This is a genomic window from Rhizobium sp. PK7-22, from assembly GCF_056530405.1.
Genome location: NZ_CP096514.1, coordinates 1,541,992 through 1,561,830 on the forward strand (window position 1 = coordinate 1,541,992; position 19,839 = coordinate 1,561,830).

General features: G+C 65.1%; 16 protein-coding genes. 5 read left to right on the forward strand and 11 right to left on the reverse strand.

All coding sequences use genetic code 11. The features are described from left to right. Positions 1–16 precede the first annotated feature (16 nt). From M1E10_RS12110 to M1E10_RS12120, 3 genes are read right to left on the reverse strand one after another with little or no spacing between them, the layout of a single operon-like run. The gene (locus tag M1E10_RS12110; RefSeq protein WP_499176646.1) at positions 17–1,462 is read right to left on the reverse strand and encodes an FAD-binding oxidoreductase; all 1,446 of its coding nucleotides are present in this window, start codon (positions 1,460–1,462) and stop codon (positions 17–19) included. Positions 1,463–1,476: 14 nt separating this feature from the next. Continuing rightward, complete coding sequence (locus M1E10_RS12115; protein ID WP_499176648.1) at positions 1,477–2,454, reverse strand: L-threonylcarbamoyladenylate synthase; 978 nt, start codon at positions 2,452–2,454, stop codon at positions 1,477–1,479. A gap of 51 nt (positions 2,455–2,505) precedes the next feature. After that, on the reverse strand, positions 2,506–3,114 hold the full coding sequence (locus M1E10_RS12120; RefSeq protein WP_499176650.1) for a DUF6656 family protein: 609 nt from the start codon (positions 3,112–3,114) through the stop codon (positions 2,506–2,508). Positions 3,115–3,282: 168 nt separating this feature from the next. On the opposite strand from M1E10_RS12120, the gene M1E10_RS12125 reads away from it, so the two are divergent. The 4 genes from M1E10_RS12125 (at position 3,283) to M1E10_RS12140 (ending at position 7,144) form a co-directional block, all read left to right on the forward strand. Then, a complete protein-coding gene (locus M1E10_RS12125) occupies positions 3,283–3,762 on the forward strand; it encodes a BA14K family protein (protein WP_499176652.1) in 480 nt (159 codons plus the stop codon). 199 nt (positions 3,763–3,961) lie between these two features. Beyond that, positions 3,962–4,408 (forward strand): BA14K family protein, encoded by a 447-nt coding sequence (locus M1E10_RS12130; protein ID WP_499176654.1) that lies wholly within the window; start codon positions 3,962–3,964, stop codon positions 4,406–4,408. A gap of 181 nt (positions 4,409–4,589) precedes the next feature. Further along, on the forward strand, positions 4,590–6,371 hold the full coding sequence (locus M1E10_RS12135) for an acyl-CoA dehydrogenase family protein (RefSeq protein WP_499176656.1): 1,782 nt from the start codon (positions 4,590–4,592) through the stop codon (positions 6,369–6,371). A gap of 11 nt (positions 6,372–6,382) precedes the next feature. After that, complete coding sequence (locus M1E10_RS12140) at positions 6,383–7,144, forward strand: Clp protease/crotonase-like domain-containing protein (protein ID WP_499176658.1); 762 nt, start codon at positions 6,383–6,385, stop codon at positions 7,142–7,144. Between the two features lie 37 nt (positions 7,145–7,181). Here the strand turns inward: M1E10_RS12140 and M1E10_RS12145 are convergent, their stop codons facing one another. From M1E10_RS12145 to M1E10_RS12155, 3 genes are all read right to left on the reverse strand, one after another. Beyond that, entirely contained in the window at positions 7,182–8,756 is a 1,575-nt protein-coding gene (locus M1E10_RS12145) for a peroxidase family protein (protein WP_499176660.1), read from the reverse strand. A gap of 149 nt (positions 8,757–8,905) precedes the next feature. Beyond that, positions 8,906–10,150, reverse strand: coding sequence for a class I SAM-dependent RNA methyltransferase (locus M1E10_RS12150; protein WP_499176662.1), 1,245 nt, complete (start codon positions 10,148–10,150; stop codon positions 8,906–8,908). Next, a complete protein-coding gene (locus M1E10_RS12155; RefSeq protein ID WP_499176664.1) occupies positions 10,147–10,899 on the reverse strand; it encodes a TlyA family RNA methyltransferase in 753 nt (250 codons plus the stop codon). The genes M1E10_RS12150 and M1E10_RS12155 overlap by 4 nt, the downstream gene beginning before the upstream one ends. 222 nt (positions 10,900–11,121) lie before the next feature. Between M1E10_RS12155 and M1E10_RS12160 the strand changes: the two genes are divergently transcribed. After that, positions 11,122–13,188, forward strand: a complete 2,067-nt coding sequence (locus M1E10_RS12160; protein ID WP_499176665.1) for a methyl-accepting chemotaxis protein — start codon at positions 11,122–11,124, stop codon at positions 13,186–13,188. 70 nt (positions 13,189–13,258) lie between these two features. Here M1E10_RS12160 and dxs read toward each other — a convergent pair whose 3' ends face one another. The 5 genes from dxs to M1E10_RS12185 all read right to left on the reverse strand — a co-directional run bounded on the left by dxs (position 13,259) and on the right by M1E10_RS12185 (position 19,788). After that, on the reverse strand, positions 13,259–15,178 hold the full coding sequence (gene dxs / locus M1E10_RS12165; RefSeq protein WP_499176668.1) for a 1-deoxy-D-xylulose-5-phosphate synthase: 1,920 nt from the start codon (positions 15,176–15,178) through the stop codon (positions 13,259–13,261). 91 nt (positions 15,179–15,269) lie between these two features. Next, positions 15,270–16,193 carry a pirin family protein gene (locus M1E10_RS12170; protein WP_499176670.1) on the reverse strand — a complete coding sequence of 308 codons (924 nt, stop codon included), beginning with the start codon at positions 16,191–16,193 and terminating at the stop codon, positions 15,270–15,272. Positions 16,194–16,289: 96 nt separating this feature from the next. Further along, positions 16,290–17,234: an acetamidase/formamidase family protein gene (locus tag M1E10_RS12175; protein ID WP_499176672.1), complete on the reverse strand. Its 945-nt coding sequence runs from the start codon at positions 17,232–17,234 to the stop codon at positions 16,290–16,292. Between the two features lie 71 nt (positions 17,235–17,305). Further along, the gene (locus M1E10_RS12180; protein WP_499176673.1) at positions 17,306–17,680 is read right to left on the reverse strand and encodes a DUF1850 domain-containing protein; all 375 of its coding nucleotides are present in this window, start codon (positions 17,678–17,680) and stop codon (positions 17,306–17,308) included. Further along, positions 17,677–19,788 (reverse strand): TRAP transporter permease, encoded by a 2,112-nt coding sequence (locus M1E10_RS12185; RefSeq protein ID WP_499176674.1) that lies wholly within the window; start codon positions 19,786–19,788, stop codon positions 17,677–17,679. Before M1E10_RS12185 ends, M1E10_RS12180 begins: the two co-directional genes overlap by 4 nt. Positions 19,789–19,839: the final 51 nt, after the last annotated feature.

Below are 19,839 nucleotides of genomic sequence, written 5' to 3' on the forward strand. Positions count from 1 at the left end.
GAGAGCGCAGTTCCCGTTACGCCTGGTCCCCGTCGACCGAGATCACCTTTCCCGGGTTCATGATGTTGGCGGGGTCGAAGGTGCGCTTGATGCGGCGCATCAGGTCGATCTCGATGGCCGGACGGATGCGCGCCAGCTCGTCGCGCTTCAGCTGGCCGATGCCGTGTTCGGCCGAAATCGAGCCGTTCATCGACAGGACGATGCCGTGGACGATGTCGTTGATCTCGCGCCAGCGCTCCAGGAAGGCCTGCTTGTCGGCGCCCACGGGCTGCGAGATGTTGTAGTGGATGTTGCCGTCGCCGAGATGGCCGAAGGCGCAAATCCGGGCGCCCGGCATCGCCGCCAACACGCCCTTTTCGGCCGCTGCCATGAAGGCGGGAATGCTGGAGACCGGCACCGAGACGTCGTGCTTGATGGAGCCGCCCTCGGGCTTCTGCGCGTCCGACATGCTCTCGCGCATGTGCCAGAGCGCCTTCTGTTGCGCGACCGAGGAGGCGATCACCGCGTCGCGGACGAGGCCCGTTTCCAGGCCCAGTTCCAGCAGCGCCTGAACCATGGTCTCCGCGGTCTCGGCGGAATCAGAGGTCGAGATGTCGATCAGCGCATACCAGGGATAAGGCTCCGACAGCGGATCGCGCACGCCATCGATATGGCGCGTGGTGAATTCGACGCCGATGCGCGGCATCAGCTCGAAGCCGGTCAGTGCCGTGCCGCAGAGGTTCGAGGCCTTCTCGAAAAGACGCAAAGCATCTTCCGGGGAGGAGAGGCCGGCAAAGGCGACCTGATGGCCGACCGGCTGCGGGAAGAGCTTCAGCACAGCGCCGGTGATGATCCCCAGCGTTCCCTCCGCGCCGATGAACAGGTCGCGCAGGTCGTAGCCGGTATTGTCCTTCTTCAGACGCCGCAGCCCGTCCCAGATCTCGCCGGTGGGCAGCACCACCTCCAGTCCCAGGCAGAGCTGTCGCATGTTGCCGTAAGCGAGCACCGCCGTGCCGCCGGCATTGGTGGCGAGGTTTCCGCCGATCCGGCAGGAGCCCTCGGACCCGAGCGACAGCGGAAACAGCCGCCCGACATTTTCCGCCGCCTTCTGGACGTCCGCCAGGATCGCCCCGCCCTCGGCCACCAGCACATTGGCGACGGGATCGACGTCCAGGATGCGGTTCATCCGCTCCAGCGAGACGATCAGCTCCGTGCCGGCAGTGCTCGGCACCTGTCCGCCGACGAGGCCGGTGTTGCCTGTCTGCGGCACGATGGCGGTACGGGTTTCGGCGGCAAGCTTCAGGATCGCCGAGACCTCCTGCGTGCTGCCCGGCTTCAGCACCATGGGCGAGACGCCGCGGTAGAGGCCGCGGTTTTCCACCAGCCGGGGCGCGATATCCGCCTGGTCGCGCAAGGCATTCGTCTCGCCGACGATGGCTGCGAACTGCTGCAGAAGATCCGATGGCACGTCGTGAATGGTCATTCCTGCTGTCTCCGTCATGGCCGAGGCGCCGCGGCGCGGCTCAGCCGGTCGTTGATGGCCTCGCCCAGCCCCTGCTCAGGGATGGGCACCACCGCAATGCCGACCTTGGTCGCGGCGTCGGCCTTCTTCAGGTAATCGAACAGGTTGGCCGCCGCCTCGCGAAGGTCGCCGCCATGGCTGAGGTTCAAGACGACGGCGGCGTCATTCTCGCCGGATATGTGGCCGTCGCCGAAGGAAACCAATGCTTCTCCCGGCCTCATCTCCTGGGCATTCAGCCGTACGGATGCATCTGGGGCGTAGTGGGAGGCAAGCATGCCGGGCGCTTCGATCGTCGCGGACGGCGAGGACGGCCGCAGGATCGCCAGTCCCGATGCCGCCTCTAGCTGTTCTGCCGAAATGCCCCCCGGGCGCAGCAGGCGGATCGCCTCGCCCTCGACGCGCACGATCGTCGATTCCACGCCGACTGGGGCAGCGCCCGCGTCGATGATCAGCTCGATCCTGTCGCCCAGATCGTCTGCAACGTGCTGCGCGCTCGTCGGGCTGATCCTACCGGAGGTATTGGCGCTCGGCGCGGCGAGCGGCTTCCCGAAAGCCTCGATCAGGGAGGCGGCAAAACCCTGCGGCACTCGCAGGCCCACGCTGTCGAGGCCCGCCGTTGCCAGCGCGTGGATGCCGCCGTCGGCCTTGAGCGGCAGGATCAGGGTGAGGGGCCCTGGCCAGAACGTCTCCGCCAGATGCCGCGAGACCGGGTCGAAGATGGCATAACGTTCGGCCATGGCCAGATCGCACATGTGGCAGATCAGCGGATTGAACTGCGGCCGGCCCTTCGTCTCGTATATCCGGGCTATGGCCAGCGGGTCGGTCGCATCGGCCGCCAGCCCGTAGACCGTCTCGGTGGGGATCGCAATCGGCAACCCCTTCGCCAGGACTGCGCGCGCGGCCTCGATCGCCTCTTCGAACCCGTCGCTGATGTGGATGATCTTTGCCGTCATGACTGCCGTCCTAGCGGGAATGGCGGTGGCCGGCAATCCGGTCAAACGGCTCTAGAGCTTTTTCACCTCGGCGCGTACGGCGGCGTTCGGCGCTCCCAGCATCAGCACGTTCTTCATCGCTTGCTGCGGGTCGCCGGTGCGAAACAGCAGCCCGTTCTTGCGGAGGGAGCGATCGATGCGGAAGGTATCGCCCGGCGCCTTCTCGAAGGCGACGGCGAAATACATGCGGCCGGTGCTGCTGCGGATATGTTCGAAGAAAGGGTAGGTTTCGCTGATGTCGGACGCGAAGTTCGCGATGTAGAAGGACCAGTTGACCCGCGCGCGCGCATCGAAGGAGGTGCTTGCGGTCGTCACATGACAGTAGCCGAGATGCGGAATGTCCTCAAATACCCGGGAAAAGATCACCTTCGGAAACTGGATCGCCTGATGGAACGAGTTGAGGCGAACATGGGTGGTCAGTCCGGCCGCGGAAAGGATCTGATCGGTCCGCTCGGCCACCTCCTGAGGGGTGAGATAACGTCTTTCCGAAGGCCGGGCTGGCGGCGCCGGACGGGCGATCTTGCCGGTCCGCAGGAATTCGGAGTGTGGCGCTACGCTTGTCGTCCAACGGCTGTCCGTGGGCGTCGTCGCGTAGTAGCGCAGCTTTCCGCTCGTCGGCACCTGAAGCCCTCATCCATGGTTGGTTCCAGCCGGCACTTTAGCTCGACATTATTAATGCGTGGTATCTCTGCAGCACCATGAGGCCTCACGCCGGCCTTCGTTGCCGGAACCATCAGGTGCGCCGGTCGTTTTGTCCGACAGACAAATAAGAAACGAGAGGAAGCCCTCATGCGCCTGCTCAGCTCCCGCATCACGACAATAGCCGCGGCCCTGGCCGTCGCCGTCACCAGCTATGTCCCCGTCAACGCCATGCCGCTGCCGACTGTATCCGCGCCGGTAGCACAGAACCTCGTGACCGACGTCCAGTACCGCGACCGCAGGGACCATCGCTGGGATCGCCGCGACCGCCGTCGCGATTATCGCAGAGACTTCCGCCGCGATGAACGGGCGGGTTACTACAGGGGCCATCGAGGCTACCGCGAGCGCCGGAGCGGCTATCGCTATTACAATGGTTTCTGGTTTCCGCTGGCGGCCTTCTCCGCCGGTGCGATTATCGGGGGCGGCGCCGTCCAGGCACGTCCGAGCCGCGCCCTGAGCCCCCGGCATTACCAGTGGTGTGAGAGCCGATACCGCTCTTACCGGGCTTCCGATAACAGCTACCAGCCCTATCAGGGCCCGCGCAGCCAGTGCAACTCGCCCTACTCCTGATCAGTGCAGCAAGATCCTCAGCAGGCCGTCCGGTTCCCGGGCGGCCTCTTCTTCGTCGTCGGAGCTTCCTGCCGACATCCGCGTTAATCGCCGGTTCAGCTTGGAAATCCTAGGGTGGTTGCGATCCAGAGACGACCCTGCGGCAAGAGATATGCCCGGTCGGCAGGAGCGCAGACAGTCAACTTGAATGGAGACAACAATGATAAACCTGTTCAGGAAGGTCGCGGTTGCCGCACTCTCCGCAACGGTCATGGCCGGTGCCCTCGTTCCGGCGCAAGCCATGCCGGTCATCGCAGCCCCCACCGCCAGCATCGACATCAAATCCGACGTTACCCAGGTGCGTCACCGCGATCATCGTCGCGGATACTACCACGGGCATCGCGGTTATCGCGGCCACCGCGACGGTTATCGGTATCATGACGGCTACTGGTTCCCGCTCGCCGCCTTCGGTGCCGGCGCGCTGATCGGCGGCGCGATTGCTGCCCAGCCGCGCTACGTCGAGCCGGCTCCCGTCTACCGCACCACCGGCATCAATCCGCAGCACTACCGGTGGTGCGAAGCGCGCTACCGGTCTTACGACAGCTACTCCAACACCTTCCAGCCTTACCACGGCCCGCGGCAGACCTGCCTCTCGCCCTACTACTGATCGCTCCTGAAGGAGTGCCTTCAAAGCCCGTCCGGTCTTGCACCGGTCGGGCTTTTGCGTGCCTACTGGCGCAAGGGCAGGGCAGGAGCAATTGACAAGCGAAGTGACGTTTACGTAAAATGCAGCAACGTCGCTGGATCCGATCTGTCGTGTCTCAGCGGGTCATGAGGAGGATCGAAGCATGTACAAAGCCCCCGTCGAAGATATCGCCTTTACGCTGAACCATGTCGCGGGACTTGCCGATGCCATCGCGGCCGGAAAGTTGGGCGATCTGGGCTCGGATCTGGTCGAGGCGATCCTGGACGAGGCCGGCCGCTTTGCCACCAACGAGATGGCGCCGCTGGGAGCGATCGGCGACCGGCAGGGTGCCCGCCTGCAGGACGGCGTCGTCACCACGCCGGACGGCTGGGCCGATCTGTATCGGTCCTGGCGCGAAGGCGGCTGGAATGGCCTGACCGGTCCGGAAGCCTATGGCGGCCAGGGCCTGCCGCACATGCTGAACGTCGCCGCGCTCGAGATGTGGAATTCCTCTTCCATGGCCTTCGCGCTCGCCCCGACGCTGACCACGGGCGCCATCGAGGCGCTGGACAAGCACGGCAGCGACGAACTGAAGTCGAGATACCTCGAGAAGCTGGTCTCGGGCGAATGGACAGGCACCATGAACCTGACCGAGCCGCATGCGGGCTCCGATCTCGGCGTCCTGAAGACCCGCGCCGAGCGCAGCGAAGACGGCAGCTACCGCATCTTCGGCCAGAAGATCTACATCACCTGGGGCGAGCACGACGCCGCCGACAACATCATTCACCTCGTGCTGGCCCGGCTTCCCGATGCGCCGGCCGGCACCCGCGGCATCTCGCTCTTCCTGGTCCCGAAGTTCCTCGTCGAAGAGGATGGCGCCATCGGTGCCCGCAACGACGTCTTCTGTCACTCCCTCGAACACAAGCTCGGCATCCACGGCTCGCCGACCTGCACGATGATCTATGGCGACGGCAAGTTCGGCGACGAAAAGGGTGCCATCGGCTGGCTGATCGGCGAGGAGAACAAGGGCCTCGCCTGCATGTTCACGATGATGAACAACGCCCGCCTCGCGGTCGGCATGCAGGGCGTCGCGATCGCCGAAGCCGCCACGCAGAAGGCTGTCGCCTTTGCCCGTGAGCGCACCCAGGGCAAGGCCCCCGGCTGGACGGGCACGGGCATGAGCCCGATCATCGAGCATCCCGATGTTGCCCGCATGCTGCTGACCATGACGGCGCTGACGCAAGGCTCGCGCGCCATCTGCTACGCCTGCGCCCACGCCATCGACATGGCCCACCGCACCGAGGGCGACGAGGCGCGGACTTGGACAGAACGGGCCGCACTCCTGACGCCGATCGCCAAGTCGTTCGCCACCGATGCCGGCGTCGACGTGGCCTCGCTCGGCATTCAGGTTCATGGCGGCATGGGCTTCATCGAGGAAACCGGGGCTGCCCGCCTTCTTCGCGATGCCCGCATCGCGCCGATCTACGAAGGCACCAACGGCATTCAGGCGATCGATCTGGTCGCCCGCAAGCTGCCGCTGTCGGGCGGTGCGCAGGTCGCCGGCTTTATCGGTGAATTGCGGACGATTGCCGACCGTGTCGCCACCGCCGCGGACGCCGGCTTCGGTGAAACCGCGGAGCGGCTGAAGGCCTCGATCGACGAACTGGAAGCCGCGACCCAGTGGCTGCTGAAGGCGCAGGCCCAAGGGCAGGTGGCCGAGGCACTGGCCGGCGCCACGCCGTATCAGCGCCTCTTTGGATTGGTCCTCACCGGCGCCTATCTCGCCAAGGGCGCATTGGCGAAGGTGGACGACGGCAAGACCGGTCGGCGCATGGCGCTCTGCCGCTTTGCCGCGGAAAACCTGCTGCCGGAAACGGCGGCCCTGAAGCGGCAGGTGGTCGAAGGCGCCGAAAGCATCGCCGCCGCCCGCATCGTCCTGGCCTGAGGAGACAAGCAATGACCGAGACCCATGTCCTCGTCGAGCATCCGCAAGCCCAACCGGGCGTGATGGTGATCCGGCTCAACCGGCCCGACAAGAAGAACGCCATCACCACCGCCATGTATGACCGTATGACGGCGGCACTGCACGAGGCAAACAACCATCCTGCCGTCCGCGCCGTGGCCTTCCTCGGCACCGACGGCTGCTTTTCGGCCGGCAACGACATGAAGGATTTCCTCGCCTTTGCCATGAGCGGCGAAGGGCGCCCGGCGGCCGCCGTTTTCCTGCAGGCGCTGGCCACCTGCGACAAGCCGATGGTCTCCGGCGTCGACGGCCTGGCGATCGGCATCGGCACGACGCTGAACCTCCACTGCGACATGACCATCGCCTCCGACCGCAGCCTGTTCCGCACCCCCTTCGTGGATCTGGCGCTCGTCCCGGAAGCCGCCTCCAGCCTCTTGGCGCCGCGCATCATGGGCCACCAGCGCGCCTTTGCCATGCTCGTCGCTGGCGAGGGGTTTTCCGCCGAGCAGGCCCGCGAGGCCGGCATCGTCTGGAAGGTCGTGGCACCTGCGGAGGTGGAGGCGCAGACGCTGGCACTGGCGGCAAACCTTGCCGCCAAGCCGCCGCATGCACTGAAGATTGCCCGCACCCTCATCCGCGGCAATGGCGACGACGTGCTCGCCCGCATGGATGAGGAACTCGTCCACTTCACGGCGCAACTGCGAAGCGCCGAGGCCCGCGCCGCCTTCGAGGCCTTCATGACCCGCAAGAGCTGACGCGACCTCGGCACCCGTTGCGATCAGCCGTCGTCGCTTACAGCCCCACGGGGTTGATGTCGCCGACGAAGCGGATCAGGTCGGCCATGGTAAAGTGGCCGTCGGTCGCACCGGGAAGCTCGGGCCTCCAGTTGGAGCGCTGCCACAGGAATGACTCGTGGTCGCCATGAACCATGCCAAGGAAGGTCTCCGCCACGATCGTGGAGGCCATTGGCCCCAGCCGTGCACCCTCGTGGTAGTGCTCCGCTTCCTTCAGCACATAGTACCAGAGCGGCGTCGCCTCGTGCAGCCCGTGCTTCCTGGCAACCGCACCGTCCGGCCCTGTCGCGATTTCATCCGGCGTCATCGGCTCGATGCCCATGGCCCGACAGATCGCTTGTCCCGACGGCAGCCCGATCTGCACGCCGCGCCGCAGGTTGCGGAACGCCAGGTTTGCCTCGCGCCTTTGCTGCTCCGTCGGATCGTCGCGAAGGCCGGGCAACTCATGAAGGGACGGGGCGATGAACGGGTCGAGCTTGCGCGAGAAGTTGAAGGTGAAGTCGGGGCCGCCTTCGCCGTCGATATCGAAGAAGCGCCGCCAGTCGATGGCCCAGTTGGAGGGCAACTGCGCCTGCGGTGAGGGCGGGAACTCGGGCGGTCGCGGTGCCAGCTCACCGACAATCTTGCCGGACTTTCCCGTAAAGAAGAAGAGAAGGCCCAAGGTTCCGTTGGTGATCGTGCCTTGCTCGGGGCCGAAGACCCTGTTGTGGCTGTAGGTTTCCCGCACCATCGAATGGCCCAGCCGGTAGCAGGCAGCGGCAAACTCCGATGGCATGTAGGGGCGCAGCTTGAACCGGTAGAACCTGCGGCCGTGGGCCTTGATCTTGTTGATCAGCCCCGGCTCCGTCAGCCGCTCCACGAAGTCGAACAGCACGATCCACTGGTAGTGCCAGGTGACGATACGACGGGCCTCGGCAAAAAGGGCACCACCCTGGAGGGGCGAGCCATTGCTCTGCAGCCAGTCCACCACCGCATTGTGGAACTTCAGCATCAGCAGATGCGTCTGCGCCACCAGAAGGTTCTCGTCGTTGCGCTCGTCGAAGATCAGTGCGTGGCCGACCTGGTTGCGCGGCAGGTCGTTCGGCAGGGATCGAATGACAACTCCCTTCTGGTCGGGCGATTCCGCCGTGTGACCGATCAGCATCTTCGGAATGATGGCGAAGCTCGACGCGTCGCGCTGATAAAGATAGGGGTGTATGCCCGGTCCGTCGCCATAGAGAGAATCGAGATCCAGCGCCGGCGTGCGAAAATTGTCCGTGGCCTTTGGATCGGCCTTCTGCTGGTCGAGCGGTGTCGTGTCCAGCGTGATGTCGTGGTCGATGAACTGGCCGAGATAGGTATATCCCGCCGGGATGTTCCTGTTGTCGCCCTCGGAATCCGGATTGTCTCGCGGCTTACCGCCGTCCCGCATCGCCTCCGCCAATTCGAACAGCGCGTTGTCGTCGGCATGAAGCGGAACGAGGCCGGGAAACATGATCCCGAATTTTCCGGGATCGCCGATCCCGTTGAAAGAATGAAGCGTTCCGCGTTTCATGCCGCGGACGCCATGGCCATGCATGGCAATGTCAGTCATGACAGTCCCCCACTTTGCTGATGCAGCCTCTGATTATCCCTTGCTGCGAATAATCTCTATGATTGCATTAGGGGCGTGGGCTTACAACCAACCGGCGACTCAACCCAAGGTGACTGCGCGGTTGTTCTCTTCGGACGGAGGTCGATTATCTAGCGCTCGAGCAGCGCGACCGCCTCGACGTGTGTCGACCAGAGAAACTGGTCGACGGGCGTCACCGAGCGGATGCTGTATCCGGCCTCCACGAGGATGCTCAGATCCCGCGCGAGCGTCAGCGGATTGCAGCTGACGGCAGCGATCTTCTTGACGCCGGACCGCGCCAGTTCCCTAACCTGCACTTCCGCACCGGCACGCGGCGGGTCGAAGATCACGGCGTCGAAGGGCTTGATCTCCTGCGGGGTCAGCGGCCGGCGGTAGAGGTCGCGCCGTTCGATGCTGATCGGCTTCAGCCCCTGGGTGTTGCGCGCCGCATGGTCCAGCGCCTTCAGCGGCTTCTCTTCGCCTTCCACGGCATGCACCCGGGCAATCCGGCCAAGGCGGAGCGAAAATGTTCCGGAACCCGCAAACAGATCGAGCGCCCGCTTGGTCTTGCCGAAGTGAGCCAGGATGAGCGCCGCCATGGCGTCCTCGGCCTCCCGGGTCGCCTGCAGGAAGCTGCCAGGCGGCAACGAGACCAGCGCGCCGCCGAAATCCACCAGCGGTTTCTGCGGCTCCACCAGAATTTCGCCGTTCACGGTGACGCGGGCGACGCCCTTGGCGAGCAGCACCGTTTCGATGATGCGCCGGCGCTGCTTGTCGCCGAGCGGCTTGACGCCCTCGGCCGCCAGATCGAGCCCGGAGATCGTCTCCGTGACGGCAAGCCGGAAGGTCTCGACACCACTGGCGATCGAACTGGCAACCGAGCGGATCGCGCCGAGCTTGCCGACGATCCCCGGCGAGGAGATGGGACATTCCACGACGGCGAAGATGTGGTTGGTCTCGGCCCTGTTGAAGCCGACCAGCGCACCGGTCTCGGTCTTCCTCACGGAAAACACCACCCGGCGACGCTGTCCCGGACGACAGGGTACCAGCGGCGCCACGTCCGGCGTCAGCCCCTTGGCGCGCAGGGCTTCGATGACGAGGTCGCGCTTGAAGGCATGGTACGGTGCGTCGGCAAGATGCTGCAGCGAGCAGCCGCCGCAGGCATCGCCGTCCGGGTCGAAGTGGCGGCAGGGCGGCTCGACGCGATCGCTGGACACCGCTGCGATGGACATGATCGTGCCCTGGCTGCCGTTGCGGGCAATCGCGACGGTCTCGCCCGGCAGCGCATAGGGCACATAGATCGGCCCCTCCGGTCCATGCGCAATGCCGTGGCCCTGGGTGCCGAGCCGGCTGATGGTGACGGTCTCGGTGCTCATGGCTTCTGCCCGGCGAGCAGGAATTCCTGGTTGCCGTCACCGCCGGCAATCGGGGCGGGGATCATCCCGAGGCTTGTCCAGCCCATGTCCTCCACCAGCCAGCGCTCCAGTTCGGCGGCAACCGCAGGGGCGGTCTCGGGCTGCTTGAGAAGGCCGGATTTCGCGATGTTCTCGCGGCCCGCCTCGAACTGCGGCTTCACGAGAAGCACGCAGAGGGCGCCCGGTTCGGCAAATTCCAGCGCCGGCGGCAGCGCCAGCTTGATGGAAATGAAGGAGACGTCCGAGACGACGAGCGAAATCTCCCGCCCCTCCAGATCGTCGAGTTCAAGGGCACGGGCGTTGACGCCTTCGAGACAGGTGACGCGCGGATCCTCCGCGATGCGCGGATGCATCTGTCCGTGTCCGACATCGACGGCGATGACATGCTCGGCATCGCCCTGCAGCAGGACTTCCGTGAAGCCTCCGGTCGAGGCGCCGATGTCGAGGCAGGTCCTGTCGGCGACGGCGATCTGGAAATGCTCCAGTGCCGCGGCAAGCTTCAAGGCCGCCCGCGACACATATTGCTGCGCCGGGTCTTCGATCTCCACGGAGACGTCGTCGGGGAAAGCCTGCGAAGGCTTGGTGACGGTCTGGCCGTTCACGCGGACGGTGCCGCGCATGACCGCATCGCGGGCCCGCGACCGGCTGGCGAAAAGACCGAGGGCCACGAGCAGTTGATCGAGGCGTTGGGAAGATGATGTGAGTGACATGATGTCTCAATGGGTCGCTTTTCCCCGATACGCAAGGACTTTGCGTACAAGAACTGCCGATCCTGCAGGCGGAAGTAATTTTCACCGCTCATTTCTCAATCGAATTTTAAGAGGAATGGGATTCCTTCACTCCAGCGCCCTGTGTCTGCGCCGCGGCTCAACGTCCGTCCGAAATCATTTCGGGTCTTCAGTTTCATCCCAGACTGTTCATCGGCGGAAAACATGACCCTTCGAAACCTCTCCCTGAATAAAAAGCTCATCGGCACGTTTGCTGCCGTGATGTCAGTCTGCCTTCTGGCGTCTGCCGGGGTCTTCTGGCAGGTAGTTCAGTCGACACGGGCCTCCGTGGAGCAGACGAAGGCACAGACCATTCTTCGCCATGTGGACAATGCGCTGGAAAGCCTGCTCGAGCAGGCCGTCAGCCAGCGCGGCTACCTCCTCTTCCGCAGCGACAGCACCTACAACGAGGTGTTTGCACAGCGCGACAAGATGATCGCCGATCTCGAAGAGGCCAAGCGGGAAGCCGCTGGTGACGCGGCAGTCATCGCGTCTCTCGACGAAATGCGTACGGCGGCAGATGTCTTCCACAACCAGCTCAGCCAGCCGCAGCTTGCCGCCCGCAAGACCACCGAGGCTCCGATCTCCGAGATCATCGAGATCGGTCGCACGCAGTCGACAGGCCAGCTCGACGCATTCCGCGAAGCCGCCATCAGGATCAAGCAGGAGATTACTGCCCAAGCTCTCTCGTTGCAGGCCGAACAGGAAAACGCCCAGTGGAACGTCATGCTGGCACTCATAATCGGCGGCGGCGTGGCGGGTATCATCGCCACCGGTCTCGTCTGGGCCCTGTCGCGCGCCATCGTCACGCCGATCGTCGGCATGACCAATGCCATGTCTCAGCTGGCGGGCGGCAACCACGACATTCCGGTTCCGGCACTCGACCGCGGTGACGAACTGGGCCGCATGGCGCAGGCCGTCGCAGTCTTCAAGGATGCCGCCATCGAGAAGCTGCGCCTGGAGCGCGACAGCGATGCCGCCCGTTCCGCCGCCGAGCGCGAGCGCATGAGCAATGACGAATTGAAGGCCCGCGAAGCAGGCGAACTCGAGTTCGCAATCGATTCGCTGGCGAGAGGACTGTCCAGCCTGTCGAACGGCGATGTCGCCCATCGCATCGACGCGCCTTTTGCAGGCAGCCTCGATCGCCTGCGCACCGATTTCAATGAAGCGGTCGGCAAGCTGCAGGCTGCCCTCCAGTCGGTCGGCGCCAATGCCGCCGCCATCAATGCCGGCGCCGAGGAGATCCGTGTCGCAGCCGACAATCTCGCCCACCGGACCGAACAGCAGGCAGCCTCGGTCGAAGAGACCGCTGCGGCACTGGAAGAAGTCACCACCACGGTCAAGGACGCCGCCAAGCGCGCAGAAGACGTCGGGCAGCGCGTCGAGCGCGCCCGCGCCGGCGCCGAGCAGTCGGGCGTCGTCGTGCGCCGTGCCGTCACCGCCATGGAACAGATTTCCAAGTCCTCCGGCGAGATCATCAACATCATCAGCGTCATCGACGACATCGCCTTCCAGACGAACCTGCTGGCGCTGAATGCGGGTGTCGAAGCAGCCCGTGCGGGCGAAGCCGGCAAGGGATTTGCCGTCGTCGCTCAGGAAGTGCGCGAACTCGCCCAGCGCTCCGCCAACGCCGCCAAGGAGATCAAGGCGCTGATCACCACCTCTTCCGATCAGGTGGATTCGGGCGTTGCTCTCGTCGGAGAAACGGGTAGGGCGCTCGAGGCAATCGTCGGCGAAGTGCAGGAGATCAACGAGCACATCAAGGCGATCGTCGTCTCCACCCGCGAGCAGTCGACGGGACTTCAGGAAATCAACGTCGCCGTCAACGCCATGGACCAGGGCACCCAGCAGAACGCCGCCATGGTCGAGCAGCAGACCGCCGCCAGCCATTCGCTCGCCACCGAGGCGGAATCGCTGAACAGCCTGCTGCGGCAGTTCAATCTCGGCTCGCAGGGCGCAAGCCGTCCAGCCGCCGCCCTCGCCAGCAAGCCGTCGCTTGCCGCGGCCGCGTCAAAAGTTTCGTCACCGGCGCCAGCCGCACCGGCACAGGCCGCCAGACCACTGGCAAAGCCCATCGTGCAACCCGTTTCCGGCCGCGTTCCGGCACCTGCCAGCCCCAAGTCACGGCCCGCACCGTCGCCCGCGAACGCCCTGCACGGCAAACTGACCGCCGCCTTCGCCAACAGCTCGGCCGCTGTCAAGCCGAACGAGGAAAACTGGGAGGAGTTCTAGGACTCTTCTGGAAATGGAAAAGGCCGGTTCGAACCGGCCTTTTTTCTGCGCTTGCGTGAGGTTCGTACCCTCAGCTGGCTGCGCCGAGGCCCACCTGTTTCTGGCCGAGAGCATTGAAGACGGTTGTGACGATGCCGGCGCGGTCGAGGCCGGCCCTGGCGTACATGGCGTCGGGGCTTGCCTGGTCCATCCACACATCCGGCAGCACCAGCGATCGGATCTTCAGTCCGTGGTCGAGCCGGCCCTCGGCGGCGAGGAAATGCAGCACGTGCGCGCCGAAACCGCCGACGGCGCCTTCCTCGATGGTGACCAGCACCTCGTGGTGGCTGCTGAGCTGGCGGATCATCGCGTGGTCGAGCGGCTTGGCAAAGCGCGCATCGGCAACGGTGGTGGAAAGTCCTGCCGCATCGAGATCCTCGGCAGCCAGCAGACAGTCCTTGAGCCGTGTGCCGAAGCAGAGGAGCGCAACCTTGGTGCCTTCCTTGACGATGCGGCCCTTGCCGATCTCGAGGATCTGGCCGCGTTCCGGCATTTCGACGCCGACGCCTTCGCCGCGCGGATAGCGAAAGGAGATCGGGCCTTCGTCATAGGCCGCGGCCGTGCGCACCATGTGCTTCAGCTCCGCCTCGTCGGCGGCCGCCATGACCACCATGCCGGGCAGGGCAGCGAGGAAGGTGGTGTCGAAGGAACCAGCATGGGTCGGGCCGTCGGCCCCGACGAAGCCGGCGCGGTCGATGGGGAAGCGCACCGGCAGGCCCTGGATCGCCACGTCGTGGACGACCTGGTCGTAGCCGCGCTGCAGGAAGGTCGAGTAGAGGGCGCAGAAGGGCTTGAAGCCCTCGGTGGCGAGACCGGCCGCGAACGTCACGGCATGCTGCTCGGCAATGCCGACGTCGAACGTGCGCGACGGGAAGAGTTCGGCCAGCTTGTCGAGACCCGTGCCGTTCGGCATCGCCGCGGTGATGCCGACGATCTTGTCGTCGAGCCGCGCCTCCTGCACCAGGGCATCGCCGAAGACGCTCGTATAGCTCGGTGCGTTCGGCTTCGCCTTGGCCTGCGTGCCGGTGATGACGTCGAACTTGTTGACGCCGTGGTATTTGTCGGCGGCCGCTTCCGCCGGCGGATAGCCCTTGCCCTTCTGGGTGCAGACATGGATCAGCACCGGGCCACGGGCATTGTCGCGCACATTGCGCAGCACCGGCAGCAGATGCTCGAACGAGTGCCCGTCGATCGGGCCGATGTGGTAGAAACCCATCTCCTCGAACATCGTCCCGCCGGTTACATAGCCGCGCGCATGTTCCACGGCCCGGGTGATCGCCCGGTCGACGCCCTTGCCGAGATAGGCGGTCAGCTTCTTGCCGATCTCGCGCACGCCCATATAGGTGCGGCCCGAGGCAAGCCTTGCCAGATAGGCGCTCATGGCACCGGTCGGCGGCGCGATCGACATGTCGTTGTCGTTGAGGATGACGATCAGCCGGGCGTCCAGCGCGCCGGCATTGTTCAGCGCCTCATAGGCCATGCCGGCCGACATCGCGCCATCGCCGATCACCGAGATCACGTTGCGCTTGGAGCCGGAGAGGTCCGAGGCGACCGCCATGCCGAGGCCGGCGGAGATCGAGGTGGAGGAATGCGCCGCGCCGAAGGGGTCGTATTCGCTTTCGGCGCGCCGGGTGAAGCCGGAAATCCCGTTCTCCTGGCGCAGCGTCCGGATGCGGTCGCGCCGCCCGGTCAAGATCTTGTGCGGATAGCACTGGTGGCCGACGTCGAAGATCAGCCGGTCATCCGGCGTGTTGAACACCTTGTGGATGGCAATGGTAAGCTCGACCACACCAAGGCCGGCGCCCAGGTGGCCGCCCGTCTTGGAAACGGCGTCGATCATCTCGTCGCGAAGCTCGCGGGCAAGCCGCGGCAGGTCGCGGTCCTCGATCATCCGCAGGTCTGCAGGAAACTTGACGGTGTCGAGCAGCGGCGTCTGGGGGAGAGGTGTCACGGAGTCTGGCCTTTTCTGCTCTTTCCGGATGCGGTGTATCCTCCAACATGAGGAGGAAAGGGGCTTTTTCAAGTAATGGCCTTAACGGATTTCATGTCTGCGGCAAAGGGACAAACTCTTCCTCGTCCCCCGGCACGATCTCGAAGCGGCCCGTACGCCATTCCTCCTTGGCCTTCTCGATCCGCTCCTTTGAGGAGGAGACGAAGTTCCACCAGATGTAGCGCCGGGAGTTGAGCGCGGCGCCGCCGAACAGCATCAGGTGGCAGCCCTGAACTCCGGCTTTCAGTGTGATCTCGTCTCCCGGTCTGAAAACCAGAAGTTGGTTGGGAGCGAAACCATCGCCCGCCACCGAAAGTTCCCCCTCGAGCACATAGACGGCGCGCTCTTCATGGGCGGCGGGAAAAGGAAAGCTGCGCCCCGGCTCAAGCCGCAGGTCGACGAAGAGCGTATCGGTTAGCGTCGGGACGGGCGAGCGCAGGCCCGCGAAATCGCCGATCACCACGCGCGCCGCAGCACCTTCGGTGTCGATCAGCGGCATGGCTTCGGTGCCGGTATGGGAGAAGGCGGGATCGATCTCCTCCCTGTCGTCGGGCAGCGCCAGCCAGGTCTGCAGGCCCGACACCGAGAGCGGCTTACCGCGCAGGTTTTCCGGCGTCCGCTCCGAATGCACGATGCCGCGCCCGGCGGTCATCAGGTTGATGTCCCCCGGCTTGATGACGAGTTCCGTGCCGAGGCTGTCGCGGTGCTTGATCTCGCCGTCGAAGAGGTAAGTCACCGTCGACAGCCCGATATGCGGATGCGGCTTGACGTCCAGCGCCTCGCCGGCCCGCATCAGCGCCGGTCCCGTCCGGTCGAAGAAGATAAACGGCCCGACCAGCCGCCGCTGACGGCTTGGCAGCGCCCGGCGCATGGCAAAGCCGCCGATGTCGCTCGTTCGCGGGATGATCAGGTTCTCGATGGCGTCGCAGGCGAAACGGTCGCCGGGCTCGGGATCGGTGCCGGGAAAGAAGGACATCGTCGTCTCCTGTTTTGCCGGATCGTAGTCTTCGCGCACCGCGCCGCCAAGTCGCGAAGGTATGCTGCTAAGCGGCGGTTCCCGAAGATTGCGCCGTCACGTCAGAACGATCCGCGGAAAATAGAAGCTGACCACCCAGTTCGGCTGATCGACGATCTCGCTGATGCGCAGGTCGCCGCAGACCGAGCAGAGCATATAGGCATCGACCGGGTTCATGCCGTGCTCGGCACCCAGGAGGTCGATCATCCGCATCAGCGCCTCGCGGGCACCCGTCATCAGGTCGGGCCCAATGCCGGTCGTCACCTCGTAGCCGGCGCCGTCGAGATGGCGGGTGACGGGACCCGTGGTGGTGAAGCGCGGCGTCTTCAGGCTGGCGCCCTTGACGAGATCGAGCGTCAGCTCGACGTTCATCTGGCTCTCGATCGCAGTGCCGCAGACCTCGCCGTCACCTTGTGCCGCATGGGTGTCGCCGACGGAAAACAGCGCGCCCTCGCATTCGATCGGCAGGTACAGCGTGACGCCGGCACTCAGGTCGCGAATATCCATGTTGCCGCCGACGCGTCGCGGCGGAACGACCGAATGCAGCCCGGCTTCGGCCGGGGCAACCCCGATCGTGCCGGTGAACGGCTTCAGCGGCACCTTGCCGCCGGGGCCGAAGGCGGCCGGCGCCAACGATTGGGTGTCATAACTCCAGACATGCAGCGCCGGATCCTTGAACTGATCGGCCAGCAGGCCGAAGCCGGGGATATTGGCGGTCCAGCCGTGGCCGCTGGGATGAAACTTGTTGATCGTCACCTTCAGTGCGTCGCCGGGCTCGGCGCCCTCCACATAAACCGGGCCGGAAACCGGATTGACCCTGCCGAAGTCGAGCTTGGCCAGATCCTCCAGCGTTGCACCGGCGCCGAGCTGGCCGCCCGACGAATCGAGGCACTCGAACAGGATCGTTTCGCCGGGCCTGGCGGTGATTGCCGGCGGAAAATCCTTGTTCCAGCCGAAATTGTGCTGGGCCGAATGGATGGTGTGGTTGCACGCGACGCACATGACGGTACCTCCTGTTTGCCTCGGTGATACCTCAGAGTTATCCGGCTGCAAAGACGCTGGAGCCCTGTGGACTACCCCGGACACGGACCGAGGACGGCGGTCTCGCCCACCTCTGCGCCGATCTCACGACAGTCCGACCCGGCACAGAGCGTCCAGCCACCGCCGGTGGCGCCGGACGCGGCCAGACTGAGGCGAGGCTGCACCGGGAGAGATGGCTGCCATGTCCACCAGCCGTCCTGCAAGACGGCATCTGGGCCGGGTTCCATCCCGGCGCCCGAGCCTTTGACGGAGGCCTGCGTCAGTTGCAGGCCGGCCGGCGTGACCGACCATTCCTCCCGCCATTCCGTCTTCTGCACCGAATGGGTCCAGGAGAGGGTGAAGAGCGAGGCGGCAAACATCGTCGTCTTGCCTGCGGAGAGAAGGCAGAGGGCGACGCCGGCACTCATGGTGCAGCGGCGACCCGGTTGCTCCGCCGCGACCGGTACCAGTGTTGCGCCACGATGGTGATGCCGAGCGCCCAGCCGATCTCGTCCGTCAGCGGCAGTGCGATGATGGTGCAGGCGCCGGCGGCAAAGGCGAGCAGCCGCTCCCAGAGCGCCAGCGGCGCGAACAGGAAGCCGACGACGGCCGCGCCCCCGAGCGCGATGCCGAAGCAGGCCTTGGCGAACACATAGGCCACCTCCACCGGATACCCCCAGGCGGCGGCGATCGGCCCGGCGTCCTGCAGCATGAGCGCCGGCGTGTAGACGGCCATGAACGGCACGATGAAGCCCGCCAGCGCAAGCTTCGTCGCCTGTATCGATATCTTCAGTCCGGAGGTTTTCGCCATCGGCGCCGCCGCAAAACAGGCGAGCGCCACCGGTGGTGTCAGGTCGGCCATGATGCCGAAGTAGAAGACGAACATGTGGCTGACGAGGAGCGGCACCCCGAGCTCCAGGAGCGCGGGTCCAGCGAGCGACGAGGTGATGATGTAGTTGGGGATCGTCGGAATGCCCATGCCGAGGATCAGGCAGGTGATCATTGTCAGCACGAGCGACAGGAACAGGCTGTCCTCGCCGACGCGGATGATGAAGCCGATGAAGGTCGAGGCGATGCCGGTCAGCGTCAGCGTGCCGATGACGATGCCGACGATGGCGCAGGCGATGCCGACGGGCAGCGCGTTCTTGGCGCCTTCGGCCATGGCGTCACGGCAGATGCCGAGCGTCTCGCGGCCGCCCTTGACGAAGAAGCAGGCGGCGATCAGCCCGAGGATGACGAACAGCAGCAGGTCCACCCCGAACTCCAGGAAGGACGCCGCCGCAAGACCGAGCGCCACCCAGAAGACCACGCGGAAGGCAAAGGGTCCGATGCGCGCGGCAATTGGCATGCCGAGGATCAGGACGACGACGAGCGCCAGTCCCATCGTGCCGGCGAAGATCGGCGTATAGCCGGCAAACAGCAGGTAGACGAGCGCTGCAAGCGGCAGGATCAGCGGCCAGTGTTCCTTGACGGCATGCCATGGATTGGGAAGCTCAGCCTTGCTCATTCCGCTCAAGCCGGCCTTGCCGGCTTCCAGATAGACGGTCCAGAAGCAGACGCCGAAGTAGAGAATGGCCGGAATGAGCGCCGCCTTGACGATGTCCGCATAGGGCAGGTTCAGCGTCTCCGCCATGATGAAGGCGACGGCCCCCATCACCGGCGGCATGATCTGTCCGCCCATGGAGGAGGTCGCCTCGACGCCGCCGGCAAAGGCGGAGCGGAAGCCGAAACGTTTCATCAGCGGAATGGTGAACTGGCCGCTGGCCACCACATTGGCGACGCCCGAGCCCGAAATCGTGCCCATCAGCGCCGAGGAAAGGACGCAGACCTGCGCGGGGCCGCCGCGCCAGGTGCCGACGAGGCCGAGCGCGAAATCGTTGAACAGGGCCAGCATGCCGGCCCGTTCGAGGAAGGCGGCGAAGACGACGAAGATGAAGATATAGGCGGCCGAGACATAGATCGGCGTGCCGTAGATACCCTCGGTGCCGAAACCGAAGTGTTCGATGATCAGCTCGAAGTCGTAGCCGCGGTGGATGAAGGGCGCCGGGAAATACTGGCCGAAGAAGCAATAGATCAGGAAGATCGCCGCGATCGTCGTGAGCGGCAGGCCCATCAGCCGCCGGGCTGCCTCGAACACCAGCACGATCATCACCGTCGCGACCGTCAGGTCGAGCGCCGTATGAAAGCCGCTGCGCAGGATCAGCTGTTCGTAGAACACCCAGTTGTAGATGCCGGTGAGGAAGCCGGTGATCCCGAGCGCCCAGAACCACAGCTGTCCGGGTCGGGTCTTCGCCACCAGATTGCCGATCAGCGCAAAGCCGAGCAGCAGCAGGAAGCCGACGTGCATGGCCCGCACCACCTGGCTCGGCAGCGTGCCGTAGGCGGCCGTCCAGAGCTGGAAGAGAGAAAAGGTGAAGGCGATCCAGAAGGCGATCTTGCCGCCGATGCCATCGCCAAAGCCCGCCGGGAGGCCCTCGAGGGCTTCCTCCGCCGACTGAGGGATGGGCTTGGTTTCCACTGCTGCGAGATCGCTCATTCGTCCCTCGACCTGTCTCTGCAAATACAAATCCCCGCGGCGTGTTTCACG

Excerpts from the sequence above, each read along its gene's own strand:
- M1E10_RS12170 (WP_499176670.1), bottom strand. The coding sequence starts at position 16,193 with ATGTCCTTCTTTCCCGGCACCGATCCCGAGCCCGGCGACCGTTTCGCC.
- M1E10_RS12155 (WP_499176664.1), bottom strand. The coding sequence starts at position 10,899 with ATGTCACTCACATCATCTTCCCAACGCCTCGATCAACTGCTCGTGGCC.
- M1E10_RS12150 (WP_499176662.1), bottom strand. The coding sequence starts at position 10,150 with ATGAGCACCGAGACCGTCACCATCAGCCGGCTCGGCACCCAGGGCCAC.
- M1E10_RS12140 (WP_499176658.1), top strand. The coding sequence starts at position 6,383 with ATGACCGAGACCCATGTCCTCGTCGAGCATCCGCAAGCCCAACCGGGC.
- M1E10_RS12185 (WP_499176674.1), bottom strand. The coding sequence starts at position 19,788 with ATGAGCGATCTCGCAGCAGTGGAAACCAAGCCCATCCCTCAGTCGGCG.
- M1E10_RS12145 (WP_499176660.1), bottom strand. The coding sequence starts at position 8,756 with ATGACTGACATTGCCATGCATGGCCATGGCGTCCGCGGCATGAAACGC.
- M1E10_RS12130 (WP_499176654.1), top strand. The coding sequence starts at position 3,962 with ATGATAAACCTGTTCAGGAAGGTCGCGGTTGCCGCACTCTCCGCAACG.
- M1E10_RS12110 (WP_499176646.1), bottom strand. The coding sequence starts at position 1,462 with ATGACCATTCACGACGTGCCATCGGATCTTCTGCAGCAGTTCGCAGCC.
- M1E10_RS12180 (WP_499176673.1), bottom strand. The coding sequence starts at position 17,680 with ATGAGTGCCGGCGTCGCCCTCTGCCTTCTCTCCGCAGGCAAGACGACG.
- M1E10_RS12135 (WP_499176656.1), top strand. The coding sequence starts at position 4,590 with ATGTACAAAGCCCCCGTCGAAGATATCGCCTTTACGCTGAACCATGTC.
- M1E10_RS12160 (WP_499176665.1), top strand. The coding sequence starts at position 11,122 with ATGACCCTTCGAAACCTCTCCCTGAATAAAAAGCTCATCGGCACGTTT.
- M1E10_RS12125 (WP_499176652.1), top strand. The coding sequence starts at position 3,283 with ATGCGCCTGCTCAGCTCCCGCATCACGACAATAGCCGCGGCCCTGGCC.
- M1E10_RS12175 (WP_499176672.1), bottom strand. The coding sequence starts at position 17,234 with ATGTGCGTCGCGTGCAACCACACCATCCATTCGGCCCAGCACAATTTC.
- M1E10_RS12115 (WP_499176648.1), bottom strand. The coding sequence starts at position 2,454 with ATGACGGCAAAGATCATCCACATCAGCGACGGGTTCGAAGAGGCGATC.